The organism is Rhodothermales bacterium, assembly GCA_013002345.1.
GTDB lineage: Bacteria > Bacteroidota > Rhodothermia > Rhodothermales > JABDKH01 > JABDKH01.
This window is the reverse complement of record JABDKH010000351.1, coordinates 1-10,126: the sequence shown is the minus strand read 5'-3', so window position 1 is coordinate 10,126 and position 10,126 is coordinate 1. Positions and strand designations below refer to the sequence as shown.

Annotated in this window: 15 protein-coding genes and 1 pseudogene; all 16 read right to left on the bottom strand. The window is 58.1% G+C overall.

The genetic code is table 11. The features are described 5' to 3' along the window. Positions 1-289: 289 nt before the first annotated feature. Positions 290-586: pseudogene (locus HKN37_16560) on the bottom strand (VOC family protein). A 177-nt stretch (positions 587-763) separates the two neighbouring features. Beyond that, positions 764-1,168: a nuclear transport factor 2 family protein gene (locus HKN37_16555; protein NNE48265.1), complete on the bottom strand. Its 405-nt coding sequence runs from the start codon at positions 1,166-1,168 to the stop codon at positions 764-766. Between the two features lie 182 nt (positions 1,169-1,350). Then, positions 1,351-1,707, bottom strand: coding sequence for a hypothetical protein (locus HKN37_16550; GenBank protein ID NNE48264.1), 357 nt, complete (start codon positions 1,705-1,707; stop codon positions 1,351-1,353). Positions 1,708-1,841: 134 nt separating this feature from the next. Further along, a complete protein-coding gene (locus tag HKN37_16545) occupies positions 1,842-2,174 on the bottom strand; it encodes a hypothetical protein (GenBank protein NNE48263.1) in 333 nt (110 codons plus the stop codon). Positions 2,175-2,285: 111 nt separating this feature from the next. Then, on the bottom strand, positions 2,286-2,945 hold the full coding sequence (locus HKN37_16540; protein NNE48262.1) for a hypothetical protein: 660 nt from the start codon (positions 2,943-2,945) through the stop codon (positions 2,286-2,288). Positions 2,946-2,983: 38 nt separating this feature from the next. Continuing rightward, positions 2,984-3,235 (bottom strand): hypothetical protein, encoded by a 252-nt coding sequence (locus HKN37_16535; GenBank protein ID NNE48261.1) that lies wholly within the window; start codon positions 3,233-3,235, stop codon positions 2,984-2,986. Positions 3,236-3,316: 81 nt separating this feature from the next. Next, positions 3,317-3,601: a DUF2164 domain-containing protein gene (locus HKN37_16530; GenBank protein ID NNE48260.1), complete on the bottom strand. Its 285-nt coding sequence runs from the start codon at positions 3,599-3,601 to the stop codon at positions 3,317-3,319. 203 nt (positions 3,602-3,804) lie between these two features. Continuing rightward, complete coding sequence (locus HKN37_16525) at positions 3,805-4,443, bottom strand: DNA-3-methyladenine glycosylase 2 family protein (GenBank protein ID NNE48259.1); 639 nt, start codon at positions 4,441-4,443, stop codon at positions 3,805-3,807. A 53-nt stretch (positions 4,444-4,496) separates the two neighbouring features. Next, a complete protein-coding gene (locus HKN37_16520; GenBank protein ID NNE48258.1) occupies positions 4,497-5,078 on the bottom strand; it encodes a uracil-DNA glycosylase family protein in 582 nt (193 codons plus the stop codon). A gap of 58 nt (positions 5,079-5,136) precedes the next feature. After that, positions 5,137-5,934, bottom strand: coding sequence for a hypothetical protein (locus HKN37_16515; GenBank protein NNE48257.1), 798 nt, complete (start codon positions 5,932-5,934; stop codon positions 5,137-5,139). A 118-nt stretch (positions 5,935-6,052) separates the two neighbouring features. After that, entirely contained in the window at positions 6,053-6,514 is a 462-nt protein-coding gene (locus HKN37_16510) for a hypothetical protein (protein NNE48256.1), read from the bottom strand. A 16-nt stretch (positions 6,515-6,530) separates the two neighbouring features. Next, a complete protein-coding gene (locus HKN37_16505; GenBank protein ID NNE48255.1) occupies positions 6,531-6,914 on the bottom strand; it encodes a hypothetical protein in 384 nt (127 codons plus the stop codon). A gap of 231 nt (positions 6,915-7,145) precedes the next feature. Then, positions 7,146-8,420, bottom strand: coding sequence for a DEAD/DEAH box helicase (locus HKN37_16500; GenBank protein NNE48254.1), 1,275 nt, complete (start codon positions 8,418-8,420; stop codon positions 7,146-7,148). A gap of 361 nt (positions 8,421-8,781) precedes the next feature. Beyond that, complete coding sequence (locus HKN37_16495) at positions 8,782-9,063, bottom strand: hypothetical protein (GenBank protein ID NNE48253.1); 282 nt, start codon at positions 9,061-9,063, stop codon at positions 8,782-8,784. Between the two features lie 131 nt (positions 9,064-9,194). Further along, positions 9,195-9,725: a hypothetical protein gene (locus tag HKN37_16490; GenBank protein ID NNE48252.1), complete on the bottom strand. Its 531-nt coding sequence runs from the start codon at positions 9,723-9,725 to the stop codon at positions 9,195-9,197. 234 nt (positions 9,726-9,959) lie between these two features. Next, positions 9,960-10,126 (bottom strand): aquaporin (locus tag HKN37_16485; GenBank protein NNE48251.1); only part of this gene is annotated, 167 nt, incomplete at its 5' end.

The window sequence follows — 10,126 nt, the reverse complement described above, 5'->3', positions numbered from 1 at the left end:
GCGTAGTACAGCGAGAAGGGGATACCGGCGAGCAGGACGAGATTGACCAACGCTGAGAGGAGTGCGTCGCCGATGACCATCTTGTTTGCTTATTCGCTAGTAGCAGGTGTGAACGCGTCCGCCGGGTCGAGATCGTGTTCCAACTGTGCACGACGGACCGTGATGAGCACGAACGCAGAGATCACGCTGAAAACGCAGATCTCATGCCAGCAATATAACCGACCTGCGTCGGTGGCGCGTAACTCTCGGGATACAAATCGGTCGCCGACATCACGGCCGGCCATCCAGTCTACGTCTGATATATCTGAATCAGATTCCCGCACGTATCGTCGAACGCGGCCACGATCGCCCCGCCGACATCCGTCGGCTGCGTTATGAACTTCACACCGAGCGACGTCAGCCGCGCGTGCTCAGCCTGGATGTCGTCGACGGCAAACGATGTAAGCGGAATACCCTGTTCGTATATGGCGCGCTGGAAGTTCGCGGCCGCTTCATTCGCATTGGGCTCCAGAAGGAACTGGGTGCCGTCGGGTTCGTCCGGAGACACGACGGTGAGTCATCAGAATTCATCCGCAGATATGTCCATCTTGACGTCGAACCCAAGCACCTCTGTGCAGAAGCGAAGTGCCTGCTCCTGATTGTCAACGATTACGCTGTTCAGCTATATTCTCATCGCCGAGGCCCGTCCACCGTCCCACTTCCGAACCCTCGCATACCCCGCGGTGACAACATTCGTTATCGAGGAAACAGCCGACGGACTGCTTTACTCACAGTCGCACGGCGGGCACCCCTTGTCGAACACGACTTTCCAGCCGTCATCACCTCGCCGCCAGATTGAGTTGAATGTCCCGATGCGTTGTCCCTCGGGGGCGAGGACCGGACCACTGCTGAGGGCAAGTGTGCCCGAATCAAGTACCTCCACAAGGTCGGGCTTCCAGGAGAAGGGGGCGATGTCGCCATCGAAGAAACGATTCCAGCCGGTTCCTATGGCCGCGACTCCGCGCAAGGCGCCCTCACCGCTGACAAACACCGCGTCGTGTGCAATGTGCGATACGAACGAGTCAAAATCGCGATCCGCCATTGTCTGCGCGAAGGCGATCTCGGCCGCTCGGACCTGCTGGGTGAGATCGGCGGCGGACTGGCATGTTGCAGATCTCAAACCCATCATCGAAATGGAGACTATCAACAGTCCATACGTTGTCTTCATTGTGCTTTCTCCGCATGCTCTTTTTTCTACGTTGTACCGCCGCTCTCCAATCATTCCGCTGCCTTCTTAGACTTTTGGAGCGAAAGAGCCGGATTGGATCGTCCGTACTGTATCATCGACATGTCGGTGAGAACTGACCTCCGCTAATCCTCTCCGACCGATATTACTAATCCGTCGGGATCGAGGTACTGTGCAATCCTTGCTCCGAACGTCTCCCTCGGCTCTTGCAGACAGCGGACCTTGTTCTTGATCATTCGGCTGTGGAATGCATCGAGGTCCGGCACGCTGATTCCGGATCCCCAACTTCCTGGAGCACGGTGCTGGTCGAGTTCGTGGGATGTAGACCCTTCGGCGACGTGCAGAGCCAGAGTCGCCCCTTCCGTTGCGAATTCCGTCCATCCGTCAGATTCAAACTTCAGTGGCAGTCCGATTACGTCCCGGTAGAACGCCACGGCTCTCTGCATGTCGCTCACAAAGGCAATTGCATACTTCACTCTCATTTGCGATCCCCCTTCAGATGAGTTGATATCACGCGGACGGTAGGCAGGTCGGTCAGTTTACTGCCAGAAGCAATTCGCATTTTAGTGGAACTCCGGAACCACAGCTGATTCGCAGGTGACAAGCTCCAGTCTGGTCATGTGTCTTTGTTTCCGGAAGACATGACAAGAATCGAGAATACGACAGTGCCGACGGCCAGGATCACAAGGCCACCTCCACCGAGCACGACTACCGAGCGCGCATAGCCTTCACTGACCAGCGACACATTGAAAAGCTCTTCGGCACCGACGAATGAAAAGAGAATCGCGACATACGCCAGCAGCGGAGTAGCAGACCAAGCAGCATAGCGCCCGATCCCTCCGATCCGAGAAACCAGCCCGCTGCGAACGTCATTGAATTTCCAGACGAAGCACGCGACGGGGACGATCAACATCGATATCGCTGCAACTGGAACAAGCATCGTGTCCATGGGCCCGAACTGGTTTCCATAGGAACGGGAACTCAAAAGTAGCGCCGTTCAGGCGTATTGGTTCAATCCGCGCGGCTCTCCCGTAGCCGCATGTCAACATGGAATGCAAGACTACCGGATCTGGGTTCCACAGATCTCTTCCGGCGCGCCGTCGCATATCGTCTCCCGGGCTTTCTTCAGCAGGGCTAACTCGGCTTCCGAATACGGTTCGTTGGATGACCTCTGAGAGACTAGACGGATCGTAGCGCGCTTCCATCCTCTGAAGTGCGCCAGGAATTGTGGATCAAGGTTGTCGCAGCCCTGTAGGTTGATCCACGTCCACTTCTGATGTGGAGCCATGTGTTCCACGCCTGCTCCTGTGATCGCCGTCCCGCCGAGATTGATCGATCGCAGGTTTATTCCTGCGACGTACCTCAGGTCCTCGTCCCGGATATCCGAGCCCCAGAGATCAATGTCACCGATGGTCGACAGGGAGGGGTGCGCGAGGTGCTCCATCAAGTGCGAGGCCCCCCGTGGCATGCGAAGACTCACGTACCAGTGTTGCGCAGGCAGCCGGACTTCGTAGGTGCCGCTGGCCCGGCCAAGATACTCCTCTCCGTTGCCGCACGTGAAGCAATTCACATCTTCGATGAGCCATAGCTCACCGAGATCCGCGTCCACCGGAAACTCGAGTGTGAAGGAAGGTGAGACGTTGCACGACGCGAGCAGGATGATCGAGAAGACAGGCACCAACACTCGGCCGCGCTGCACGCGGGCTCGGACCAACGTCATGTTCATTCTCTTTCTTCGATAGCTCTGCGCTTGAACCGTCATGATTCGACGCCCCGCCGGGCGCTCAGCTGTCTCGCCCGGTATGCGACTGCAGCGAGGATGACAACGCTACCCAGATACGACACCGCATAGCACCACCCGGCCGGACCCGAATGGCCGTATGATTCCATTCCAGACTGCTCCTCAACCCACTTCCAGAAGGGAACGAGCAGAAGGGAAATAGCGAGCGCGAGTGGAACAGAGGCCAGGAGCACGACCACAACCGCAGATGCTTTGGAAAGGAGCTTCATTGTGTGCGGACGTCGACGGATCTAACACCTGCTGAACCCCGGTCATGGTGAACGCCGGGAGCTCTCGTTCGCAACGACGAATTACGATCCGGGCGACTTGCGCCTTTTCTTGTGGCCACGTCGGGGCCAGTACGGAAATTCCTCTTCATTGACATCGATGTCCAGTTCCATAACGCGCAGTTGCATTCGTTCCTGCACGTCGGAGACGGCCTTGTTGTAAATGCTGGGTCCAATCTCCTCCAGGAAAAAGTCCAGGAGTCCGCCGGCGGCAATGTTGCCGAATCGCTCCTCAAATTTGTCTACCGAGTACGTCTGGATCGAGGAAATAGCCTCCTCACGCGCTTCGTCGGACAGTTCAATAGCCATCACTAATACCGGTACCTGGGGGCGGTTCGATCTCTCGTTCGACGTATTGTCGAAGGTGTTTGTCGGTACCGGAAACTACAGCGTCGGAAGCGAAGGCTTCAACACCATGATCACCAGCGCCGCGACGGGCGTGAGCAGCGCCGAATCGGTGAGGTTGACGGACGATCTACCCAAACGACGCAGAGCGCGCACAAGTACATACTTTAGTCAGTCCGCTGTGGCGCGCCGACTTCGGCAAGATAGAAATGCCAGAGGATTCTCGCGGCAACAGCTCGCCAGGGTGTCCAGGCTGAGGCGATCTGCCGCTGTCGCTCCGTCGACGGTCGAGATTTCAAGCGCCTGAGGCGTCGCACCGCTTCTGCGAGTGCGAGGTCGCCATCGGGCCATACGTCGGGACGGCGAAGCATCATTAGCCGATAGATGTCAGCGGTCCAGGGGCCGATCCCGCGGACTTTCAGAAGCATCGTGCGGGCAACGGCGTCGTCGGCGCGAGCGATGGCGGACAAGTCCAGGCCTCCCGACGCAATGGACTTCGCGATGTCATGAGTGTACCCGGCCTTCTGTCGGGTGAACCCGAGTTGCCTGAGTCCTGACTCACCAATCCGTATGACCGCTTGCGGCGTGACGTGCCCGGCCGCTGATCTTAGCCTGTCGTATACGGCCGCCGCTGAAGCGAGAGAGACTTGCTGCTCCAGGATGACGCGGACAAGTGAGGCATATCCCGGACGCCGTGCCCATAGCGGAGGGGGGCCGTGGCGGGATACGATACGTGCGAGGTCCCGGTCAACGAAGCACAATTCGCTTACGCCCAGGAGTAACGTTTTGTGTGTCAGTCGTCGCATCAACGTCCAGCATCCCGACCTCGGGCCGCTACTACTTCTATCAGCTAAATCTCCTAGTCGGACAGAACGTCCGAAACTCGATTTCGAAGCGACGGAAGCAACTCCGTCTCGAACCATGGATTCCGGCGCAGCCAGATGTTGTTTCTGGGACTCGGATGCGGGAGCGGTACGACCTCGGGCCCATATGTTCGCCAGGATCTGACGATTTCGGTGACGGACGAATTCTTCTGTCCGAAGTGATACGCCAGTGCATACCGTCCCAAAACGATGGTGAGCTCAAGGTTTTGAAGCTGGTCGAGCAATTGTGTGCGCCATGCAGATGCACATTCCGGCCTGGGTGGGAGATCTCCCGACTTCCCGGAACCGGGGAAACAGAATCCCATGGGAAGTATCGCGATCTGTTCCGGGTCATAGAACACTCCGCGAGTCACACCAAGCCACTCGCGCAAGCGGTCGCCGCTGGGGTCGTCGAATGGTATCCCCGTCTCATGAACCTTCTTACCAGGAGCCTGGCCCGCTAACAGGATTCTGGCTGCCGGGTGCAATTGGAGGACGGGCCTGGGACCGAGTGGAAGGACCGCGCTACAGATGGTGCATGCTCGGACTTCTTTCAGTAATGGCGAGAACGGCTTCACGGTTTTCGTTTCCAGTTCTGTCGGATAGACTTCACGGTCGATTTGATCGGGATGTGCATTACGCCCGCGACGGGCCGGATCTTCTCTTCGGCGATGCACCAGCCGTGGCGACCGGTAGGTCAAGGTCACTCGCCGCGGGCGAGTCCGAAGCAGGTAAGTGTGTCGCTGGGAGATCGGCCATTCGTGCGGCGGCGCGTGAGGCGATAGCCTCCATCTGTTGAGCTCGCAGCTTCGCCCACCGTGGCAGGCGATACGTGGCGTAGCCAATGCCACCGAGACCCGCCGCAGCAAACGCGGAGGCGGCCATCGTAGTGGCCAGTTCCACAGCGAAGTCTCCGGTAACAGCCAGCATCAGGATCAAAAACATGCCCATGAGGAAGGCTCCCAACCCGGCCCCCATGACCATTCTGAGGTTCTCATTCAGTGTTCGAAAGCTCAACCGGTGTCCCGATTCCGTGGGCTCGACAAGTACATGAAGGTTGCCGTTCCTCCACTGCCTGAGTGAGCCCTCGCGCCCGACAACTCCCGCCGCGTTAAAGGTCTCGCGGAGGTCCACGACAAGCCGATCCCACTGGCCATCAGACAGTGCACCTGGAAGTTCCACGGTTCTCTGAACGCTAACGGTCGAGCCCAGGTAAGTTTTTGCCGGGGGACTTGGTAGGTTCCGGTCCATGGCGGCGGCGGCACGCGCGATGAATTCAGACGTAATGCCGGCCTCATTCCCGATCTCCTGCAGCTCGGTCAGCGTGAGCCCCTGGCCATCCGAGAGTTGCCGCTGTGCGGCCTCCTGGGCCCTGGTCGCCTGCTTGAAGATCCTGGTGATCTCTTGCTCACTGTATCTTCGCTCGACGCTCATGTGTTCGGGATGATAGTGCTTGGTCCGCCACGCTCAATATAACGGGTCGATACATCATGCCGGCCGTGACCGTCGTGCAGCAGTCGATCGCCAGGCCGGTAGAAAGGCGTGTTTCGTGCTATTCCGTCAGGAAACTCACCCTCGTCGGCAGTTCAACGCTGAACGTGACAACCGGCGCTCTCGTACCATCGTAGAGTATCACGAACCACCCCGGCGTTTTCTCCGACCAGTCGTAGTCCTGCTCAAGACCGTCTACCATGAACGTGAACTTCTTCTCGCTCGTCGAGGTGTATGCCACCTGGAGGCTGTCGAGCAGATCGAAACCTGCCGACCGATACCAGTTCTCATCATCGGCGGCGACATAGAAATCCTCTTCTCCCATTTGCTGCTTGAGAGCGGCCACCTCCTGTGAATCGGGTGAAACGAACAGGATGATTCTGCCGGTGATAACGGAATCCTGCTGCTGCGCAATCGTGGGTTCAGTCCGCACGGCCAACGAAAGGATGGTTAGAAGGAGGAGTCTCAAGAGGGCGGGCACATCAAGCCTGCGTCGAATCTCAAGATCGCACTGAAGTGTCATACTGACTATGTCTCGCTCAGAAACTGCTCGACAATGAGCCTGTCGTGAAGGCATACAGGATGTAGCCGAGCAACACTGCTCCCGGGATCGAGGCGACGACCGTAGCGCGAAGCAGGCGCGCATCATCCTCTTGCCGCTGACGTGCCGACGCCACGAGTGTTGCGCCCATCAAGGCCAGGAACAAGGACACAATGCAGGTCAATAACGGGAGAGCGACAGCAAAGTAGCTAATAGTCGCCGCGATCCTTCTGAAGAACAGACCTTCCAGCAGAAGCGCAGTCAACGGTATCCACGCCACTCGGATGAACGCTACTTCGATCGTCCAGCGTCGCGCCAGGAGGATGAAGGGGACACCGAGGGCAGCTATCAGGCATACGGCCAATAATCCTACGGTGATCACTGCATCGTCATGAGAGGGTTGACATCATACTATTGATTTAACCCCTGCGGCTCAAACAGTCAAACAGCGATCACGCCGGCACCACGCTTCCGAAGTCGGGCCGCGTTGTTGACATCGAGAGCCAAGGGCTTCCCATTGGTGAAGGGGATCACCTCACTGAAGAGACCGATAGGTCATCCTGTTCGGCGATGCAGCGACCGCACGCAACGCTCAGAGAGTCGTGCGTAACTTCTAGCCGGAGCGTCTTTGGCTGCGCCCGTTGTTGGACCGGCCGTGGCGGTTGTTTTGCCGGCTTCCGCCCGACCGATTACGCGAAGCGTAGCCATTGCGTGGCCGTGAAGGCTGTGCATTCGCCTCGGCCTCATGCTCAAAGCCATCGGCTCGGCGGCGAGCAATGGGCTCGCCGATCATGCGCTCGGTCGCCCGCACCCATCCGCGATCACTGTTTGTGACGAATGTTGATGCGACACCCGTGCGCTCCGAGCGTCCGGTTCTGCCGATGCGATGCGTATATACCTCGGGCGTGTTCGGTACATCGAAGTTGAAGACGTGGGACACGCTGCTCACGTCGATGCCGCGCGACGCTATGTCTGTCGCGACCAGCACGTCAAATCGGTTGGCGCGAAACCCGCTCATGGCTCTGTCGCGTTGGGCCTGCGACATATTGCCCTGAAGGCTTACCGCACGATGGCCCGCTTTGCCCAGTTGTTCGGCCAGGCGGCGGGCGCGGTGCTTGGTTCGCGTGAACACAATGGCTGTCTCGCATTCGTCGTCGGCGAGCATATGCTCCAGCAATGCCCGCTTGCTTCCCTCGGCCACCATGTAAAGAGCATGGTCGATGGTGGAGGCAGGAGCCGTGGTTGCCAGTTCAACGACATGCGGATCGAGCAAGATCTCGTTCGCGAGTCCACGGATTTCGCTCGGCATCGTGGCGGCAAAAAGAAGATTCTGGCGGTCTTCCGGCATTCTCTCCATAATCTTTCGGACATCCGGCAAGAAGCCCATATCCACCATGTGATCGGCCTCATCGAGCACGAGGGCTTCGACGTTGTCGAGGCGGAGAATACCCTGTCGGAGGAGGTCGAGAACGCGGCCGGGACAACCGACGACGATCTCAGGATGCTGACGGAGAGACTTGATCTGTCCGTGCATCGACACGCCGCCGTAGACAGTGGCCAGTTTGATCTTTGTGAACTTGGCCAGAGTGCGGATTTCGGCCGCAATCTGGTTGGCCAGCTCACGGGTCGGTGCGAGTACAAGAGCCCTCGGGCCTTTGCGGCGTTGATCGAGAAGTCGGTCGAGAAGCGGCAGCGCGAAAGCCGCCGTCTTGCCGGTACCGGTCTGGGCGAGGCCCAGTACGTCGCGACCCTGGAGTCCGGCGGGAATGGTTTCGAGCTGGATCGGACGCGGCTGTTCGAAGCCGGCGGCGTGGATCCCGCGCATAAGAGATTCGTGGAGCCCGAACCGGACAAATCCGACTGAGGCAGATGATATTTTCTTGGACATTGTTACTTGATTTCGGCTACACGCACGCAGACCTGGGTCTGTACGGTGACCGTACATTTCCGACCCAGACAACAGAGAAGGGCAAGAGGGAGTTGTTGGCGGCGTGACTCTCTGATATGAAAGAAGAGAAGTCCTGTTGTTCGCCGCTGCTGCACCGAAGGGCAGTTCAGACGTGACGGGTCAATAACGCAAAAGAGCGGTGGGAGCCCGTTTCTAGCCTGAAGCCTAATAATACGAAGTTTAGTTGTGGGAGTTCCCGGTTAGTCGCCGTTTAGTTGCTACGCCCGGTTTGTGGGTCGAATCATGTGTCGAGTACCGGATGCCGTCCAGCGATTCATTGCCACTCAGCCGCACTCGCAGGTCAAGAGCCGAACCAGACGGCTCCATATCCCAGCTCCTCAACGATGCCGAACGGCGTCATGGATAGGATCAGGGCGATGGCATTTGCCAGAAACGACCACAACATGTCGTATTTGGCGTGTTTCGGACGGTCCGTTTCCGCTGAGTTGCCTATGAGACGGTAGGAGAAAGGGGCTCCTTGTACGCGAATGCTGAACTTCTTGAGTGCCGGAAGGATAGCCTTATGCAAGAGCAGGAAGTAAAGCGGAACAGTGATGAAGAAGTATATCGTGAATCGATCCATTGGTGCCCCGAATCTCAGTGTTCCTTGTTGAGTCTAGCACGCCTGCGACGCTTACCGACCTGTTGTTTTGTGGGCCCTGTTGCAGTCGGGGATGCGTGTGTGCGCGGCAACTCCACAGAAAGCGTGGCTGGCTAGCGGCCTTCCGCTGCGTCCTTGATTGATCGCAGCATCCGTTTGCGAATGATTCCGCTGTACGGGCATACAATCGTCCAGTATGCGGAAAACTTGCGCCGTGATGAGTTGTCGAGGCAAATAACACGCGTTGCTGTGGATAGTCTCGTAACCTCGACTGCAAGGCTTTCCACCTCAAAGGTCCATGCCGCTTTGGCATAGCCAGGAGTATTGAAGTCGTCGAACCGGGCCGGCTCAAAGTCCACAAGCCTTCCAGATGGCTTCCAGAACTGACCAATCAAACCAAGGGCAAATGCCCGGTCGGGATCATCACGTATCAGCTTGAAATGAAGCTCTGACAATCCCCTGGCAGTGAGGGCGGCACTCGGGAGGCCTCTCAGCCGAAACAGCAGTCGAATGAGCAAGGAACCCGACAAGTCCAGATCCCGGGCCACGGCAATAACGCGTGCGGCCGGGGCTGACACTATTGTGGAATGGTGGCTTTCCACGTCGAAATCAGGCAGAATATCATTGACCAGGCTGGAGGTCATTGGCTGTCGGCGAGTAAGGCCCCAGTCTGTCGCGACGTGCGTTTCGGCGATGCCACTCTGAAGCCGAACCCTTTGAAAGAGGGCGCAGGAAACCAAATGACAAGGAGACGCGCTACGAAATCGGTATCACGGCCGGCGCAATGGGAGAGCCATTACAGTTGCGCACGTACCGTGGGTGGACCGGACAAGGTCTAATGTCGGCCAGACCGTTTCCGGGCGCGCGCGCCGTCCGCCTCAGTCCTCTTTGGTGGCAATCATTCGGTACGCCAGCGCCCCAAGCACCGCACCGACGATTGGAGCCAGCCAGAAGAGCCAGAGCTGTGCGACGGCCCAATCACCAACAAAGAGAGCGACTCCTGTGCTCCGTGCAGGGTTAACGGACGTGTTGGTAACCGGAATGC

Bases quoted from the DNA above. Each gene is read 5' to 3' on its own strand.
- HKN37_16500 (NNE48254.1), bottom strand. From the start codon at position 8,420: ATGTCCAAGAAAATATCATCTGCCTCAGTCGGATTTGTCCGGTTCGGG.
- HKN37_16495 (NNE48253.1), bottom strand. From the start codon at position 9,063: ATGGATCGATTCACGATATACTTCTTCATCACTGTTCCGCTTTACTTC.
- HKN37_16530 (NNE48260.1), bottom strand. From the start codon at position 3,601: ATGGCTATTGAACTGTCCGACGAAGCGCGTGAGGAGGCTATTTCCTCG.
- HKN37_16510 (NNE48256.1), bottom strand. From the start codon at position 6,514: ATGACACTTCAGTGCGATCTTGAGATTCGACGCAGGCTTGATGTGCCC.
- HKN37_16550 (NNE48264.1), bottom strand. From the start codon at position 1,707: ATGAGAGTGAAGTATGCAATTGCCTTTGTGAGCGACATGCAGAGAGCC.
- HKN37_16545 (NNE48263.1), bottom strand. From the start codon at position 2,174: ATGGACACGATGCTTGTTCCAGTTGCAGCGATATCGATGTTGATCGTC.
- HKN37_16515 (NNE48257.1), bottom strand. From the start codon at position 5,934: ATGAGCGTCGAGCGAAGATACAGTGAGCAAGAGATCACCAGGATCTTC.
- HKN37_16555 (NNE48265.1), bottom strand. From the start codon at position 1,168: ATGATGGGTTTGAGATCTGCAACATGCCAGTCCGCCGCCGATCTCACC.
- HKN37_16525 (NNE48259.1), bottom strand. From the start codon at position 4,443: ATGCGACGACTGACACACAAAACGTTACTCCTGGGCGTAAGCGAATTG.
- HKN37_16490 (NNE48252.1), bottom strand. From the start codon at position 9,725: ATGACCTCCAGCCTGGTCAATGATATTCTGCCTGATTTCGACGTGGAA.
- HKN37_16535 (NNE48261.1), bottom strand. From the start codon at position 3,235: ATGAAGCTCCTTTCCAAAGCATCTGCGGTTGTGGTCGTGCTCCTGGCC.
- HKN37_16540 (NNE48262.1), bottom strand. From the start codon at position 2,945: ATGACGTTGGTCCGAGCCCGCGTGCAGCGCGGCCGAGTGTTGGTGCCT.